At 37.2% G+C, this 15,916-nt stretch carries 17 protein-coding genes and 3 pseudogenes; 13 read left to right on the top strand and 7 right to left on the bottom strand.

What is annotated here, in order from left to right; genetic code table 11:
* Nucleotides 1-128 precede the first annotated feature (128 nt).
* Together ACI3ES_RS01740 and ACI3ES_RS01745 are read right to left on the bottom strand one after the other, a co-directional pair.
* Entirely contained in the window at nt 129-854 is a 726-nt protein-coding gene (locus ACI3ES_RS01740) for an IS3 family transposase (RefSeq protein WP_142511386.1), read from the bottom strand.
* A gap of 12 nt (nt 855-866) precedes the next feature.
* A complete protein-coding gene (locus tag ACI3ES_RS01745; protein WP_260603781.1) occupies nt 867-1,190 on the bottom strand; it encodes a transposase in 324 nt (107 codons plus the stop codon).
* Between the two features lie 147 nt (nt 1,191-1,337).
* On the opposite strand from ACI3ES_RS01745, the gene ACI3ES_RS01750 reads away from it, so the two are divergent.
* The 3 genes from ACI3ES_RS01750 to ACI3ES_RS01760 all read left to right on the top strand — a co-directional run bounded on the left by ACI3ES_RS01750 (nt 1,338) and on the right by ACI3ES_RS01760 (nt 3,598).
* On the top strand, nt 1,338-1,988 hold the full coding sequence (locus ACI3ES_RS01750; RefSeq protein ID WP_010383508.1) for an ATP-binding cassette domain-containing protein: 651 nt from the start codon (nt 1,338-1,340) through the stop codon (nt 1,986-1,988).
* On the top strand, nt 1,985-2,740 hold the full coding sequence (locus ACI3ES_RS01755; RefSeq protein ID WP_142511388.1) for an ABC transporter permease: 756 nt from the start codon (nt 1,985-1,987) through the stop codon (nt 2,738-2,740). Before ACI3ES_RS01750 ends, ACI3ES_RS01755 begins: the two co-directional genes overlap by 4 nt.
* Nucleotides 2,741-2,815: 75 nt before the next feature.
* A complete protein-coding gene (locus tag ACI3ES_RS01760) occupies nt 2,816-3,598 on the top strand; it encodes a YdcF family protein (protein WP_317211644.1) in 783 nt (260 codons plus the stop codon).
* Between the two features lie 92 nt (nt 3,599-3,690).
* On the opposite strand, the pseudogene ACI3ES_RS01765 reads toward ACI3ES_RS01760, so the two are convergent.
* A pseudogene (locus ACI3ES_RS01765) lies at nt 3,691-4,619 on the bottom strand (IS30 family transposase).
* A 141-nt stretch (nt 4,620-4,760) separates the two neighbouring features.
* Nucleotides 4,761-5,318, bottom strand: coding sequence for a recombinase family protein (locus ACI3ES_RS01770; RefSeq protein WP_084012244.1), 558 nt, complete (start codon nt 5,316-5,318; stop codon nt 4,761-4,763).
* A 239-nt stretch (nt 5,319-5,557) separates the two neighbouring features.
* On the opposite strand from ACI3ES_RS01770, the gene ACI3ES_RS01775 reads away from it, so the two are divergent.
* Nucleotides 5,558-5,779 carry a hypothetical protein gene (locus tag ACI3ES_RS01775; RefSeq protein ID WP_317211639.1) on the top strand — a complete coding sequence of 74 codons (222 nt, stop codon included), beginning with the start codon at nt 5,558-5,560 and terminating at the stop codon, nt 5,777-5,779.
* Between the two features lie 71 nt (nt 5,780-5,850).
* Here ACI3ES_RS01775 and ACI3ES_RS01780 read toward each other — a convergent pair.
* The 3 genes and pseudogenes from ACI3ES_RS01780 to ACI3ES_RS01790 form a co-directional block, all read right to left on the bottom strand.
* Nucleotides 5,851-6,081, bottom strand: a pseudogene (locus ACI3ES_RS01780) (mucin-binding protein); the annotation flags it as partial.
* 82 nt (nt 6,082-6,163) lie between these two features.
* Nucleotides 6,164-6,991, bottom strand: a pseudogene (locus ACI3ES_RS01785) (IS3 family transposase); the annotation flags it as partial.
* On the bottom strand, nt 6,991-7,266 hold the full coding sequence (locus ACI3ES_RS01790) for a transposase (protein WP_004906421.1): 276 nt from the start codon (nt 7,264-7,266) through the stop codon (nt 6,991-6,993). The gene ACI3ES_RS01790 and the pseudogene ACI3ES_RS01785, both read right to left, overlap by 1 nt.
* Nucleotides 7,267-7,355: 89 nt before the next feature.
* Between ACI3ES_RS01790 and ACI3ES_RS01795 the strand changes: the two genes are divergently transcribed.
* The 9 genes from ACI3ES_RS01795 to ACI3ES_RS01835 all read left to right on the top strand — a co-directional run bounded on the left by ACI3ES_RS01795 (nt 7,356) and on the right by ACI3ES_RS01835 (nt 15,549).
* Nucleotides 7,356-7,517, top strand: a complete 162-nt coding sequence (locus ACI3ES_RS01795; RefSeq protein ID WP_407632008.1) for a hypothetical protein — start codon at nt 7,356-7,358, stop codon at nt 7,515-7,517.
* 385 nt (nt 7,518-7,902) lie between these two features.
* On the top strand, nt 7,903-8,670 hold the full coding sequence (locus tag ACI3ES_RS01800) for a CpsB/CapC family capsule biosynthesis tyrosine phosphatase (protein ID WP_317212384.1): 768 nt from the start codon (nt 7,903-7,905) through the stop codon (nt 8,668-8,670).
* 23 nt (nt 8,671-8,693) lie between these two features.
* Nucleotides 8,694-9,584, top strand: a complete 891-nt coding sequence (locus ACI3ES_RS01805) for a Wzz/FepE/Etk N-terminal domain-containing protein (protein WP_317212386.1) — start codon at nt 8,694-8,696, stop codon at nt 9,582-9,584.
* 13 nt (nt 9,585-9,597) lie between these two features.
* Nucleotides 9,598-10,350 carry a CpsD/CapB family tyrosine-protein kinase gene (locus tag ACI3ES_RS01810; RefSeq protein WP_317212388.1) on the top strand — a complete coding sequence of 251 codons (753 nt, stop codon included), beginning with the start codon at nt 9,598-9,600 and terminating at the stop codon, nt 10,348-10,350.
* 31 nt (nt 10,351-10,381) lie between these two features.
* Nucleotides 10,382-11,017 carry a sugar transferase gene (locus ACI3ES_RS01815; protein WP_317212389.1) on the top strand — a complete coding sequence of 212 codons (636 nt, stop codon included), beginning with the start codon at nt 10,382-10,384 and terminating at the stop codon, nt 11,015-11,017.
* Complete coding sequence (locus tag ACI3ES_RS01820; protein WP_317212392.1) at nt 11,010-12,149, top strand: glycosyltransferase; 1,140 nt, start codon at nt 11,010-11,012, stop codon at nt 12,147-12,149. Before ACI3ES_RS01815 ends, ACI3ES_RS01820 begins: the two co-directional genes overlap by 8 nt.
* Nucleotides 12,150-12,173: 24 nt before the next feature.
* Nucleotides 12,174-13,388 carry a hypothetical protein gene (locus ACI3ES_RS01825; RefSeq protein WP_317212394.1) on the top strand — a complete coding sequence of 405 codons (1,215 nt, stop codon included), beginning with the start codon at nt 12,174-12,176 and terminating at the stop codon, nt 13,386-13,388.
* A gap of 2 nt (nt 13,389-13,390) precedes the next feature.
* Nucleotides 13,391-14,440 carry a glycosyltransferase gene (locus tag ACI3ES_RS01830; protein WP_407632009.1) on the top strand — a complete coding sequence of 350 codons (1,050 nt, stop codon included), beginning with the start codon at nt 13,391-13,393 and terminating at the stop codon, nt 14,438-14,440.
* Nucleotides 14,441-14,682: 242 nt separating this feature from the next.
* Complete coding sequence (locus ACI3ES_RS01835; protein WP_317212398.1) at nt 14,683-15,549, top strand: glycosyltransferase family 2 protein; 867 nt, start codon at nt 14,683-14,685, stop codon at nt 15,547-15,549.
* Nucleotides 15,550-15,916 lie beyond the last annotated feature (367 nt).

The following is a 15,916-nucleotide window of genomic DNA, read 5'->3' on the forward strand; positions in this document are numbered from 1 at the left end:
ATAGCTTTTATGGTAGATTGCAAATTTAATCCGAATTTTTGGACAAATTTGTCAGCATGCTCAGAAGTCAATAAATTGGACTATTTTTATTCAGTTACTTAGGCAACATTTGAGATACGATTTCGATTTTAAAAATTGATATACCAACCAATGGCTGCTTGGACTTCAGTTAATGTTTGGTATGCCTTCAGATACACCTCTTCACGCTTCAATATTGAATGAAACGCTTCCATACGGCCATTATCGTACGGATGGCCTTTGAGTGAATATGAATGTTTCAAGCCATAATTTTGGCATTTAATATTAAACTCAGCACTCGTGTATTGTGACCCCATATCTGAATGAATAATGAGTGGCTTTCGATGCTTATCTAACGCCATCTGTAAGGCACTTGTGGCTAGCTCGGCTGTCATTGTATCGCCAATTTTATAGCCCAATACTTTTCTCTTCTCAGGATCCAAAACGGTCGCTAAATAGACCCATCTGTGATTAGTCAACTGAATATAAGTGATATCTGTTTGCCAAACACCACTCAAATCATGCAAGTGTCTAATCAGATTGGGCTTTTGATCAACCGTCACCACAGTTTTTGGCTTGCGATAACGTTTTTGCATGCGTGATCTAATCCCTAATTCACGCATCAATTTGAGTGTCATATACTCAGATACTTTCGGACCGTCGTTTTGTTGACTATAAGCAGCAATACGACGATAACCATAAAATTTAAAGGTTTTCCAAACGTCTAAAATATAAGGTTTCAGGGATTCTCTACGCTTTTCTTGTCGACTGGGCTGCCAATGGCGCCAGTTGTAATAGGTACTAGGTTTGATTTTAAGTGCACTTAAAATACGCACAAGCGCGTAGCCTTATGCTAAAAATTGGTTAACGAGCGGCAATCCCACATTACGGACTATTTTTTGGCTAGTAAGATGGCCGCTCAATGCCTGACAGGCTATGCGTGATAAAATTTCGTTTTCTTCCTCCAAAATAGCGAGGCGCTTCTCTAGTTGCTTGACGTCTTTTAAAGTCTTTGACTGACCCTTAATCATGATTGGGGTAGCTTGTTTAACCCAAATAGCAATAGAATCTTTTGATGGTCCAAATTCTTCTGCTAATGATTTAAGTGAACGGCCTTCTTGGTGAAGTTTAACCAGTGAATCTTTAGAATCTTGTGAATAACGAATTGACATAAAAATACGCCTATACTTTCATTTTACGGACTGAATAAAAATAGTCCATTTTTTTAGTATAAGAGCAGGATAACTGAGGAGGATTGTTTGAAAGTCGCCTAACAGTCAGGTTATAATAATTATAAATTAGTAATCGGGGGTGGGCATATGAATTCATTGATTAGTTTAGAAAAAGTTAATTATCAAATCGCTGATCAACATATTTTACATGATGTTGATTGGCAGATTCCAGCTGGGGCTCATATTACATTGACGGGACCATCCGGTGGTGGGAAAAGTACGTTATTACGGATCATTGCGGCCATGATTTCTAAAACAAGTGGGACCTTGATTTTTGATGGGCAGCCGATTGAAAGTTATGACCCAATCATGTATCGGCGGCAAGTCTCATATTGTTTCCAACAACCGACGTTATTTGGTGAGACGGTGGCAGATAACTTAGCTTTCCCGTACCAAATTCGTAAGCAAGTCATGGATACGCAACGAGTGGTAACGGCGTTAAATAATGTTGGGCTGTCCGAACGAACCCTGCATCAGCCGATTATCGAGCTTTCCGGTGGTGAACGGCAGCGGGTCGCGCTGATTCGCAACATCTTATTCTTACCAAAAGTGTTGTTATTAGATGAGGTGACAGCTGGTTTGGATGAAAATAATAAGCAAATCGTGCACGCCTGGTTACGACAGTTAAATGAGCAGGATCACGTGACAACGATCATGATTACTCATGACGCGACAGAGATTGCTGCGGCAGATCAATTAGCGAAAGTGGTTGCTGGCAGATTGGAGGTACACGCATGAATTTAGCAGTTAATAATACGTCGCTATTTTTGGCGGCAATGTTAGTGCTCGTCGCGTTAGGAATTAGTTTGTGGCAGAAACTTGGCTTGGATAGGGACATCGTCATTGGTGTCGTGCGGGCTGTTGTACAACTATTTATCGTGGGTTACTTGCTAAAGTATATTTTCCGACTCAACAATTTGTGGCTAACGCTGGCGATGATGGGCTTCATTATCTTCAATGCGGCTTGGAATGCGAAAAAACGGGGGCCGGGGATTGACCATGCATTAGCCATTTCGTTATTAGCCATTTTTGTTAGTACGGGGGTAACACTCGGCGTCCTCGTGCTATCTGGTGCGATTAAGTTTGTGCCATCGCAAATGATTCCCATTTCTGGTATGATTGCGTCGAATTCAATGGTCGCAATTGGGCTGGCTTATCGCAGCCTCAATAGTCAGTTTCATGACCAGCGGCAAGGTGTGCTTGAACGGCTGGCGTTAGGGGCTGGTCTACTTGATGCTTCGATTGCCATCGTGCGGGAGGCGATTCGTACGGGGATGTCACCAACCATTGATTCGGCAAAGACTGTGGGTCTAGTCAGTCTGCCAGGGATGATGTCCGGTTTGATCTTTGCAGGGGTCGATCCAGTACGGGCCATTAAGTATCAAATTATGGTCACGTTCATGCTCTTATCAGCGACAAGTTTGGGGTCAATCATTGCGTGCTATTTAGCTTACCGTAATTTCTATAATGAACAAAAACAGTTGAAGTAATGACTCCTGATTGCAGTCCCGCGGGGAGTCCTTTATGATGGAAGCTGAAATAAAACTTAATGCGGGGGTATTGATGTGAATGACCCAGCGGTTTGGGTTCCAGTTCCAGCAATGTTTTACTGGAGCTGGTTAGTACCACTCATATTTGGAACCATTTTTGGTTGGCGTTATCATCGCGATAAGGTTCGCCTAGGTAACGGTATTTGGTTTTCGCTATTTTTCTATTCGTTTTTAACCATGCTGGCGATTACAATTTTAGGTAGCAATATCCACTGGTTGATCATTATCAGTGGGACGTTGTTTGTGTTGCTGATCCTGTTGATTGGGCTGATTTTTACCTTACAAGCTTTCTTGCTCTTATGGAATGCGTGGATCATGTGGCGTCATGACAGTCATACGTTGGCGAATATGCTGACCTTGTACTTGGGACTGGCTATTCTGATTTTGCCATTTCTAGGCAATCTGTTGAGTAGTCATGTGCCGCAGCCCGTGAGTTATTTTTTGACGGTATTTCCGAATCTGGTCATTTTTTACCTTGGTTTTTGGTTTTATAACTATCTGACGATTTATCAATTCAATTGGCCCCGTCTGCGACAAGATTATATTATTGTGCTTGGGGCTGGCTTGTTAGATGGAGACCGTGTCTCGCCATTGCTAGGTCAACGAATCATGAGTGGACTGCGCTTTTATCAGAAGCAACAACGCAAGACGCATCATCGGGCCGTGATGATTTTCTCAGGTGGTCAGGGTGGTGATGAAACGGGTCCGGAAGGCCAAGTCATGCTGGAATACGCCATTGCGCATGGCCTTCCTGCAACGGATGGCAGGGCGGAGACGCAATCGAAGACGTCCTTGTAAAATATGCAGTTTAGTAAGCAATTGATTGCACAGGGACCTGTTAAAAATCCACTCACGATTTTTGTTACAAATAATTACGGTAGATTGCAAATTTAATCCGAATTTTTTGACAAATTGGTCAGCATGACCTGATAAGGTGTTTGCCAGTCAAGTATTTTAAGTGGTCTCTGATTAACTTCGAGTAAGGTGCTTTTCAAGCCCTGAGCACTAATGTGCTCAAAATAACTCCCCTTAGGATAAAAATAGCGTAAGTTCCGATTAAATCGTTCATTACTACCGCGCTCAGCTGGCGTATAAGCGTGGCAGTAATAGGTCTTAATACCATATTGTGCTTCAAGTGATACTAGACCGCTAAACTCAGTGCCACGGTCCACCGTAAAACCATGCACCGGGCCATTAAAAGGTGCTAGAAACTTATTTAGGGCTTCATTAACAGTTACTGCTGTCCGGTTTTTTAATCGGTAGGCCCAAATGAAACGTGATTTACGATCGATTAAGGTTAATAAAACTGCCTTACTATGCCCACGGGGGCCAACAATTGTATCTAATTCAAAATCACCGATGCGATTACGTCGATTAACCACGATGGGTCGCTGTCCAATTGACCGTCCTAATGATTAATTATATTTAGAACGTTGGTCAAGGTTACGCCGTTGGCGCACGCCATGTTCAGGTAGATCATTCAAGGAGAAACGTATTCTCCCCTAATTTAGCCAATTATAAATAGATTTAGTAGCTAGTTTAAATTCGTGAGCAATCATTCCTGGTGACCAGCTTAGACGTAAATGGTTGAGAATTTTTTGCTCTAACTCATCGCTCAGCTTAGTTTCCGACCACATCGTAATCGCTTGTATTCGGCATCTGTTTGTGCTAATTCAGCCTGATAAGGTTGACATCGAGATAATTCATAAGAAATTGTTGACGGTGATCGGTTCAGCCGAACGCCCATTTGGATATTGGACAGCCCTAGTTCACAAAAGGTTTCGATTTTAATTCGTTCGGAATAGGTTATACTAGACAAAAGATCAGCTCCTAAAAGATGGTTTTGTGGTAAACACCATTTTAAAGAAAGCTGATCTTTTTTGTCCGAACAGCGTTCGGATTAATTTTACAATCTACCTTATAAGTAATTCTAATATAAATCAACAGTAGTATTTGTTATCTACCTAAATAGCTTTTTAATGTATTGAACTGTGCGCGGGGAAATATTAAAAGCTTCGGCAGTTTTCTTCACAGTATGAGAGTTAGAGTATTCAAAGATAGCCACATTTCGGCTATCTTTTTTTCTTTTGGGTCTACCTTCTTTATAGTTGGGGTTGTGTTGCCTTGCAAATATCTTACCAGCCTGCGTACGTTCGATAATCATGTCACGTTCCATTTCCGCAACCGAAAGTAATGTTCTTACAATCATGCGACCCATTGGGGTATTGTCAATTGTTCCTAAGTTTAGAACTTTAATCACAATTTTTTGTTTCAGGAGATCATCAATTAAATTTAATGCTTCACGTGTATTTCGAGCAAAGCGATCTAACTTGGTGACGATCAATGTGTCATTAGGTTCAATTAGATTGACAAGTTTTTTAAACTGTGGTCGTGATGTAGTTGTACCTGAATATTTTTCACTGAAAATCATTTCAGCCCCGGCATTTTTCAAAGTCTCTTTTTGTTCATATAAAGATTGTCCAGCTGTTGAAACCCGTGCATAACCATAAACTGTCATTTTATACCTCTTTAAAATTGCATAACTAAGTTGCAGTATATAAAGCCAAGTATATCATGACTTTGAAAAAGCGCAAACTACTTAAAAGTTTTTTGCATTAATAATCTAACGAAAAAGCAGACCTTATATAAAAAGAAGATTTGCTTTTTTACTTTTATTGATAATAATTATGTTGACTCAATATAATTCATTAAATCTATTAATCATGTCACTATTTAAACTTACGTTTCAAGAATAGTATGAAACTAGCAGTTAATCCAAGGATGATTGCACTTAAGCTCAAACTTTTTGTGACATCAATTTGTGTTCCCGTATATGGCAAATTGCCAACCGTTTATTTATTTAAGACAGGATTTTGGCCTGTTTTATTAAAAGTCACAGTGACTGTTGGACCTTGTGGTGTTTTGCTATCAGGAGTTATTGGTTCAACAGGAGTTACAGGAACGTCATTCTTTGTGTAAGTAACGGTAAACTCTAAATCATTTGAGTTCCCATTAACTGTCTGCTTATCATTTTGTTGTTTATCTGGTGTATAGCCTTTAATAGTTGGACTGTTAACTGTATCAAATGTTTGATCCGCAGACCAGTCACCATAAGTCTTTTCACCAGTGACAGCATCAGTTGAGACTGTTCTTGTAAATGTTACTGGGTTGGCTTTATAATCATCAGATGCCTTTGTCCTATCCTGATAAACATAATGAACGGTTTCGTTAACTGTCTTACTCTCTGTTGTAACGGTTGGATCATTCTTGGTATAAGTAATGGTAAACTCTAAATCATTTGAGTCCCCATTAACTGCTCATAAGTCAATAATTCGGAATGTTTTTTATCTAGGGCTGAACTGATTAGGCAACTTTTATTTTTGGATTGGCAAGACTGATTCTTTCGTTGTTGAACCAATGAATATACTTGGACACATCTAAAATTAGATGTGCAATCGATGGAAACCGGAATTGATAAATCATTTCACGCTTTAATAGGGAGTGAAAACTTTCAATTTTGGCATTATCATATGGATGTCCTAGTTTTGCATACGAATGATCAATTTTATGTCGCTTTAACAAATTTTCAAAGCCAAAACTAGTGAACTGACTGCCCATATCAGTATGTAAATAATTTGGTTTTTTATCAGTTGACAGCGATCTTTGTAGTGTTGTAACTACCAATTTGGTATCCATCGTGGCACTGATTTGATGGGCTAATATCTTACGCGTTTGTAACTCTAAAACTGACGCTAAATAGACCCACTGACCATTACTCAACTTTAAATAAGTGATGTCCATGCTCCAAGCGTTGGCTTCGGGTGAATGCCTGATTAAGTTGGGACGTTGACGATAATCAACAGTTGTCGTTGGTTTGTTAAATCGACGACTCATGACAGAGTATATGCCAGCTTCTCGCATTAAACGACGAACTCGGTTGGTTCCATGATGCAAATTCAGATCAGCTAATGCTAATCGCAGACGTGGCGCGCCATAAGCTTTATAGTTATTTTGCCAAATTTCACGCAACAAAGCTTTTAAGATCGTGTCTTCTCGTTGTCGTTGGCTCTCAGTATAGTGAACCCAATCAAAGTAGGTGCTTTTGGGTATTTTGAGTAGGCGAAGCACCATCATGAGTTTAAAATGCTGTTTTAGCAATGATTGGACAATAGGAAAATGGGTCTTACGTGTTACTTGCGATGTTCGCCCAGCAAAACGGCCGCAATTTTTAAAATTTCGTTTTCTTCTTTGAGTCTTGCGACTTCTTTCTGCATTGCATTAAATTGGGCGCGAGTCACTGGCTTACCGGTAACGTCCGTCCCAATGATTTGGGCTTTCTTCACCCAACCCGTGACGGTTTGTACAGCCAAATGGTATTCATTGGCTAGAGAATTAGCAGAACGTCCCTCGTTATACAAGGTGACAATTGATGACTTAAATTCTGTTGAGTATCGCTTAGCTTTCATAATATAAAAAAACTCCTATACTTGATTATCTCGGATTATGCCCTAGAAATAAAGCGGTCCGGATTTTCAGTATACGAGCAGTATTAGCTGTGACAAGATATTCAGGAGAGCATATCATCAATGGTGTTATTATTGCAATCATTGCCGAAATCGTAGTCATTTTGAGCTTTATGATCATCAATAAATTGTTTTATCCTAAAGACGTTGCATATTTTAGTTTTAATACGATATTAGACAAAATACGTAAATAAGAATAGGAGTAGTTGAATAACGGAGACCCAATCATAAAACTAGTGATTATGCCACGATAAGTCGTTGGGTGATATATAATTGGAACACTGTTTCTTCAACTTTGATGCCGATAGCAATTTTGTTGACTCTCTTAATATTTTCTTATCAAAAGAAAGTAGGATTTACAAAAAGCGAACGCTAATAGGGTGTTCGCTTTTATTATGGCTAAAAAACAGTTATATGAGAAAAATAACCTTGCTCAAAACGTAATATGCCAAAAAGGAATGTTTGTTTTATAAATGTAATACTGTTGACATTTTCACATGGTATTGTTTAGATATATGGGGCTTTGACCTCGTAAAGTAATCTTAAACTTGTAATAGTAATACAAATTAAGGAGCAAGTATGATTGATTTACATAGTCATCTGCTACCGGAGATTGATGACGGTTCGGCGTCCATGCGTGCCTCGTTGCGGATGGCGCGTGACGCTGTGGCGGAAGGGATAGAAGCGATGTTGATGACGCCTCATCATATGAATGGGCGTTATCGTAATAACAAAGCAGACGTGGTAGCCTTAACGGCTGACTTCCAAGCGATGCTTGATCAAGAAGGGATTCCCTTACAAGTCTTTCCGTCACAAGAAGTCCGGATTAACGGTGAGCTAATTGAAGCGTTAGCAGCAGATGAGATTCTCTTTGCTGATGAAGGGAATCAGTATTTACTCCTGGAATTCCCAGATGATGATGTGCCGACGTATAGTGCCGATATGATTTTTAATCTGATGCAGCGGGGCATTACAGTACAAATTGCGCATCCAGAGCGCAATACGAAGTTGATGGAACAACCAGAGATTCTATATCAGCTGGTGGAGCGGGGGGCGATTGCCCAGGTAACGGCCAGTTCATATGTTGGGGCCTTTGGGAAAAAAGTGCAAAAGTTTGCTGAGGCAATTGTCTCGCATAACTTAGGGCATGTGTTTGTCTCAGACGTGCATGATTTGCCCAATCGCACCTATAATATGCAGACTGCCTTTGCTAAGTTGCGAAAACAGCAGGGCACTGAAATCAGTGACTTATTTGCGCTGAATGCGGAAGCGATTATTGATGGTCGACCCATTCAGCGTTTATTGCCAGTACCAATTGTCAAACGTTGGCTACGAAACCGTTTTTAAAAAGAATAAAGGATTAATACACAATGAATAACGTACTTGAGTTACGACAACTATGGGACATTATCCGCAAGCACTTTTTCGCCATTTTGTTTATGGCGCTTATCGGTGCGGGTCTTGGCTTTGGGATTGCCAAATTTTTAATTGCGCCAACGTATAGCGCATCAACTAGTATGCTGGTGAATCATTCCAACGATAATAACAACGGATCAGTGAACCTTTCGGATCAACAAGCCAATGTGCAAATCATTGAAACTTATAAGAATCTGGTGATTTCGAGCAATGTCTTAGGGGATGCGGCTAAACAATTGAAGCATCCAGAACCAATTGTCGTGCAAGAAGCCAAGCCAGCGGAATATGAAACCTTGGCTGATGGCGCACGTCGCTTAGTCACACCAGCTCAAAAAGAAATCACGAAACCATCATCACAGAAGCCATATAACTTGTCAGTTGATCAATTGAAGAGCATGGTGTCAATTTCAAACCAACAAAACTCACAAGTCTTCTCGATTAATGTGAAAGCTAAGAATGCTGAGGAAGCCGCTGCCGTAGCGAATACAGTCGCTGATGCATTCAAGAATAAAATTGGCGGATTTATGAAAATCAATAATGTGTCTATTATCGATTCCGCCAAAACCAATCATACGCCAGTGGCGCCAAATAAGAACCTGTTTGCCTTAGCTGGACTGGTTCTGTTTGGTGGGTTGACATTCCTAGTTGTATTGATAAAAGAACTATCCGACACGACTTTGAAGAGTCCTGATGAAGTCGCACAGCTCTTTGCTTTGACTAATCTCGGTGCTATTGGGCATATTAAAAAAATTGGGAAAGGTGATATGTCGGTTAATACAGGGACAACACTCGATCATGATGCAACGCATCCACGATCACGTTTGAGCCGTTTAGGTAAGGATTAAAGGGGAATAAAACATGGCATTCTTTAGCAAAAAATACAAAGTTGGTCGCGAAGGTTTATCACGTGACACGATGATTAATGGTGCACGATTGATTACCGCAGTAGAGCCGAAAAATTCGGTTTCGGAACAATTCCGAACAATTCGGACGAACATCGAATTCGCATCAGTGGCGAAGGGAAATGTGAAGACACTACTGGTGTCATCACCATTACCATCAGAGGGTAAGTCAACGATTACAGCTAATCTAGCCGTGGCTTATGCGCAACAAGGTAAGAAGGTTTTATTGGTTGATACGGACTTACGTCGTCCAACCGTAGGCGTTACTTTTGGCATTGCGGATAATCATGGGTTGACGAACTATTTGGCTGATGTGAATAGTGATCCACAATCGATTATTCGTCACACACGTCTCGCAACATTGGACGTTGTGACGTCTGGGCCAGTACCACCTAATCCAGTTGAGTTGTTGGCTTCAAGTCGGATGACGAACCTGATTGCTGAATTACGTGAACATTATGATATGGTCATTTTTGACGTACCACCATTCTTGATGGTGACGGATGCACAAGTGCTGATGAGCAAGATGGACGGGGTGGCTGTTGTTGTGAGTGGGAGACAAACAACAAAAGGCGCTTTGCAACGCACATCAGACATGTTGAAATTGGCTAATGCACCAGTGCTAGGGTTTATCTACAACGACCGTACGCGTAAGAAAAATTCTGGTAATGGTTACGGCTACGGATATGGCTATGGAGATGCCAAGTAGCTATTTACAGTAATTGGGATTGGTGATTGGAATGAGAACATTTTACAGGATTTTTTTTAAACGTTTTTTAGATACCTGTGTAGCAATTATATTGGGGATTTTATTGAGTTGGCTATTTATAATTGTTGCAATTTTAGTGAAATTAACTTCAAAAGGACCAATTTTTTTCAAACAAGAGCGTTTTGGATTGAATTCAAAACCGTTTACACTGTATAAGTTCCGGTCAATGACGAACGGGGCACCAGTAAAAGCCAATTCAGAATTTGACGATATTACAAGTTATATCACGACTTTTGGTATGTTTATTCGGAAAACATCTATTGATGAACTGCCACAATTACTGAATGTTATTAAAGGGGATATGAGCTTTATTGGACCTCGTCCATTGGCGAAGACTGATGAAAAAGTTCTGGAATTACGGCGTGAAAACGGAGCTGATCAGGTTCGACCTGGAATTTCTGGGTTAGCACAAGTTAATGGCCGAAATAATATCACAGATCAAGATAAAGCGAGTTATGATGCAAAGTATGCAAATTATATTAACTTTAAACTTGATTTGTTATTGATCTTTGAAACAATACTCTCTGTTATCAAACGTGAAGGAGTATTTAAATCAGCAGAAAACCCCGATTTAAGTGATGAGGAAGAAGTTGTAAAGCATGACTAAAAAGGTATTGATGTTGGCGGCAAAGGCCAACATGATTCAACAGTTTAATCACCGTAATATCAAAATCTTGCAAGAACTTGGATACGAGGTTCACGTTGCTACCAATATGGTTGATGCTGGTTCAATGTCAGACCAAGAAAATGAACGTTTTAAACGATGGATGAAGGACAATGATGTCATTGCACATCAGGTAGATTTTGAACGGCGGTTAGGCACAATAAAAGGGAATATGCTTGCAACTCGACAACTCAAGCAGTTGTTCAGAGATAATGACTTTAAGTTTATTCATGTCCATTCCCCGCTTGGTAGTATTTTAGGACGATATGTAGCGTGGCGTTTTAAAGTGCCTGCTATTTACACAGCACATGGTTTCCATTTTTTTAAGGGAGGACCCAAGAGTGGCTGGCTTGTATTTTTTCCGATTGAATGGTTTTTCTCATTCTTTACTGATACTTTAATTACCATTAATGAAGAAGATTTTGCTATTGCAAAAAAACATATGCACGCAAAAAAAATAATACAAATTAAAGGAATAGGAATCGACGTGGAAAAGGCATGGACAGTTTCAGAAGAATATAAACAAGAAGCAAGAAAAAAGATTCGAAATGAATTAGGAATACCTAGCGATGCTATTTTGTTATCATCTGTTGGTGAATTGAGTAAAAGAAAAAATCATAGGATTGTTCTTGAAGCTATAAAATTACTAGGTCCGGAAATTCACGAGAAAATATATTATGTTATTGCAGGTGTTGGATCTGGAAAAGATTCTTTAATCAATCAAGCAAAAAGCTTTAATTATGAAAAAAATTTAAAGCTCTTAGGTTATAGAAACGACGTACATGATATCAACTTTGCCAGTGATGCTTCAATTTTTCCATCATTACAAGAAGGATTAGGAATTGCTGGTCTAGATGCAACAGTTGATGGCACATTTTTAATTGGCTCGAATAAAAGAGGCATTGCTGATTATATAAGAAGTGGAGTCAATGGAATAGTTTTTGATGGAGAAGCTGAATCTTTATCTAAAATTATTAAAAATAAAAAGTTCACGGTATTAGATACCAGTTTTTTAAGAAAATTTGATAAGAAAAGTATTGATAAAAAAATGACTTCGATTTATCAACAATTTTAAAACATCCGATAGTTGGAGTAATTAATGGAAGAAAACAATCATAAAAGAGATATATTATTGTATGTAATTGCTATTATAATTTTTTATCTATTACAGACAATAGTTATATATTTCATTGCCAAACACTATGGAACTGATGGTGAGACAATTCAGTTGTTTGGGGGCGGGGATGATGGCGCTGGATATTGGCAGCAAATCAAAAATAATTTTATGTATGGCAATATAAGTTATGTAAACGCTACAAAAACTTGGTATGTGCCATTAATGAGTTTCTTAACTCAATTATTAGGAGTTGCTTCACCATTAATTGTTAGAATTGCAAATGTTATTGCCCTAACATTTATGGTAATCGGTATATTAAGAATTATAAATTTAATAGAAAATGAATTATCGACGCAATTATTCGATGTTAAGAAAAAAATGATGCTAGTTATTCTTTTTTATCCGTCGCTTATTTATTTATTATTTAGTGTATATCGAGATTACTGGATTTATATGTTTATGGTGTGGAGTGTTTACTTCGGGGCAAAATGGATTGCAAATCACGATGTTTTCAGTTTAGTCCAGTTTATTATATGCATCTTTTTTCTTTATCACTTTAGAGGCTATGCTGCTGCAGCGGTCCTTTTGTCTATTCTAATCAGTAGGATTTTTATCAGCAAAAGTTTTAAAAGTATTAAGCGTATAATGTATATTGGACTGTTTTTACTACTTGTTTGGTATACATTCCTGATAAATTTTAAGGTTCCGTATTTGAATATGTCCTTGTTAGCTGCAATAAAATACAGAGAGGGCCTATATCTTGTGGGTGATCAATATCTTGCTTTGAGAAGTGGTGGCAGTGACTTTGGATTGCCATTTAATACTAACTTATTTCCGTTATTTATTGTTCAGTATATTTATTCCATTTTAGTTAATTTTGCTGGCCCGTTTATTTGGCAAATTAAGAGCATTGGGACCATGGTGGGTTTTGCAGAAAGTATTTTCATTGTATTTGTAATGATTAATTATTTTAAAATTGATCGATGGAAACGAAATAAGATATTGACTGAATCAAAAGTGTTAAGAATACTCCTGATTCAGTCAATTATATGGTTCAGTGCTATTGGTTTAACAAACAAAAACTTAGGAACTGCAATACGGCTTCGCGTTCCAGGTATTCTCTTTGTACTCATAATAGTATTTACAGTAGGCTACCTTGTAACCAAAATATATTCTCAAGAAAAAAATGGAGTGTAAATATGAAAAAGGTATTTCACATTCTAAATACTGGAAATTTTTCAGGCGCGGAACACGTAGTGTTAACTATAATTCAATTAGAAAATGATGTTGAGCATGTATATGTTTCACCTGATGGTCCAATATCTGAAGTTTTATCGAAGAATAATATTAAACATTTGAAAATTTCCAAGTTATCTTATTTCAATTTGAAAAAAATAATTAAATTTGAAAAGCCAGATGTTGTTCATGCACATGATTTCAAGGCAAGCATCTTAGCGTCATTATTATCAAGAGTTATTCATAAACAAAAAGGTATAATTGTTTCTCACTTACACAAAAACGATCCACAAGTTAAAAAAATTAGTTTAAAATCAATTTTATATGCAATTTCTTTATTATTTATCGATAAGACTCTGGTAGTTTCAAAAGCAGTCATTGATGAATATGTATTCCATGGATTGCTTAAAAGAAAAGCGTTGGTTCTCGGTAACGTTGTTGAAACAAAAAAAATTGTAAGCGAAGCACAAAAATATAAACTCGATAAATTTGATATTAGTTACATTGCAAGAATATCAGATGAAAAAAACCCTGAAAGATTTATTAAGATAATAAAAATGGTAAAACATTATTTACCCAACATTAAGGTTTGTTGGGTTGGTAGCGGTGATTTAGAAGCACAAATGCGTGAAAAAATTATTTCTGAAAATCTTTCTGAAAATATAGATATGGTTGGATTTAAAACTAATCCATATCCATATATTTTCAACTCAAAGATAGGTATCTTAACTTCAAAGTGGGAAGGTTTTGGACTGGGCGTATTGGAATCAATGTTGATGTCAAAACCAATTGTTGCAACACCTGTGGGTGGACTACCAAAACTAGTTAATTCTCAAAATGGCATTCTTTCAGATGATGATAATGTGTTAGTAAGAGAAATTGTAGAATTGCTTTCTGATGAAGAATACTATAAAAAAAAGTCAGTTGCTTCAAGATTAAAAGCTACCAAATTAAATGACATTAATCGTTATCAGCGTACATTGCAAATTGCATATGATATTCAGCTTAAATGAGATGTTTTGTTGTATACAGCATGGATTTTATGTTTTCGAAAATTGATAATAAACGAAACTAGTTATCAAATCTAAATTTAATGCCTTTCTTGTAAGATAATTTTTCAAAGGATAAGTACAGCGCCAATAAATATACAATACATAAAATGCTATATATTTGAATTGGTTGGTCTAAATATATTAAATACGTTTTCTCAGAGCCACCTTTAATTAGGTTACCAAAAATCGGAGAGTAATTTTAAATGAATGATAAAATTTCTGTTATAATTCCTGTTTATCAAGAAAAATTAACACATATAGAACAAAGTATTAATTCTATCAAAAATCAGACGTATTCAAATATGGAAATATTAGTTGGATTAGATGATCCAACTAATATTTTGGCGATTGAATATTTAACGCGGCAAGAAAAAAACAATGATAATTTTCGATTATACATAAATTATGAAAATCTTGGATTAGCTGAAAATCTTAATAAATTAATTCAAAAATCAACTGGTAAATATGTGGCGAGAATGGATGCCGATGATATAGCAGAAAAAAATAGGTTGGAAAAGCAGTATAAGTTTCTAATCGAAAATAATCTTAATTTCGTATCGGGTGCATACGATTCTATTGATGAAAGTGGGAATATTATTAAGATAAGCCGTAAGCGCGATCTATTCAATTTGGATATCCGGAGTATTGAAAAGTACGGGAACATCTTAGCTCATCCATTGTGGCTGGTATCTAGAAATATTTTAAATAATTTAAAATATCGAAAAGTTGAACCTGCTGAGGACTATGATTTAATTGCTCGGGCAATGTTAGATAGTAATGTGAAATTTGGTTATTTGGGCGAATCGTTACTAAAATATAGAATACGCGTAAAAAGTGAATCTCATCGAAATCCTGTTAAATCAATAATTATGGCTAAAAGGGTATCTAACGCAATCAGGAACCAACAATCAACGAATATTGAAGAATTAAATTTTTATGAAGAAAAAAGCAAAGTTGGTACAAAAATTATTAAGTTGCTTGGTGTTATATATTTAATTAGATATAGGCTAGTTAGGATTTATATTGAAAATTTACGAAAAAATGATTGCTACAATTCTCACGAAAATTAGGTTTAAATTACTATTGGAGTGACTATCAGCATTTCAATAAATAGAGTGAACATTTGAAATGATAGGAAAAATACAAGATCTAATATATTTAATATGAAAGAATGTTGTGCATAAGTCAGTAGTTTGGACTATTTTGTTCTAAGGCTGATTAGTTCATTTTCATTTTTCAATTGGCAATACTGATTTTGTCAATGTCGAACCAATTAATATATCTGTATGTATCTAAAATTAAACGGGAAGCAGATGAAAATCGAAATTGGCAAAAAATTTCACGCTTTAATAGTGAGTAAGAACTTTCAATATCTGCATTATTGTATGGACAAAGTAACAATCGATGATTTGAGTTCGATTGGATATCAGATGTCTT

The sequence above is a fragment of the Leuconostoc falkenbergense genome (genome assembly GCF_045801155.1).
GTDB lineage: Bacteria > Bacillota > Bacilli > Lactobacillales > Lactobacillaceae > Leuconostoc > Leuconostoc falkenbergense.

Excerpts from the sequence above, each read along its gene's own strand:
- ACI3ES_RS01745 (WP_260603781.1), bottom strand. The coding sequence starts at position 1,190 with ATGTCAATTCGTTATTCACAAGATTCTAAAGATTCACTGGTTAAACTT.
- ACI3ES_RS01750 (WP_010383508.1), top strand. The coding sequence starts at position 1,338 with ATGAATTCATTGATTAGTTTAGAAAAAGTTAATTATCAAATCGCTGAT.
- ACI3ES_RS01755 (WP_142511388.1), top strand. The coding sequence starts at position 1,985 with ATGAATTTAGCAGTTAATAATACGTCGCTATTTTTGGCGGCAATGTTA.
- ACI3ES_RS01770 (WP_084012244.1), bottom strand. The coding sequence starts at position 5,318 with ATGACAGTTTATGGTTATGCACGGGTTTCAACAGCTGGACAATCTTTA.
- ACI3ES_RS01775 (WP_317211639.1), top strand. The coding sequence starts at position 5,558 with ATGAAACTAGCAGTTAATCCAAGGATGATTGCACTTAAGCTCAAACTT.
- ACI3ES_RS01790 (WP_004906421.1), bottom strand. The coding sequence starts at position 7,266 with ATGAAAGCTAAGCGATACTCAACAGAATTTAAGTCATCAATTGTCACC.
- ACI3ES_RS01800 (WP_317212384.1), top strand. The coding sequence starts at position 7,903 with ATGATTGATTTACATAGTCATCTGCTACCGGAGATTGATGACGGTTCG.
- ACI3ES_RS01805 (WP_317212386.1), top strand. The coding sequence starts at position 8,694 with ATGAATAACGTACTTGAGTTACGACAACTATGGGACATTATCCGCAAG.
- ACI3ES_RS01810 (WP_317212388.1), top strand. The coding sequence starts at position 9,598 with ATGGCATTCTTTAGCAAAAAATACAAAGTTGGTCGCGAAGGTTTATCA.
- ACI3ES_RS01815 (WP_317212389.1), top strand. The coding sequence starts at position 10,382 with ATGAGAACATTTTACAGGATTTTTTTTAAACGTTTTTTAGATACCTGT.
- ACI3ES_RS01820 (WP_317212392.1), top strand. The coding sequence starts at position 11,010 with ATGACTAAAAAGGTATTGATGTTGGCGGCAAAGGCCAACATGATTCAA.
- ACI3ES_RS01825 (WP_317212394.1), top strand. The coding sequence starts at position 12,174 with ATGGAAGAAAACAATCATAAAAGAGATATATTATTGTATGTAATTGCT.
- ACI3ES_RS01830 (WP_407632009.1), top strand. The coding sequence starts at position 13,391 with ATGAAAAAGGTATTTCACATTCTAAATACTGGAAATTTTTCAGGCGCG.
- ACI3ES_RS01835 (WP_317212398.1), top strand. The coding sequence starts at position 14,683 with ATGAATGATAAAATTTCTGTTATAATTCCTGTTTATCAAGAAAAATTA.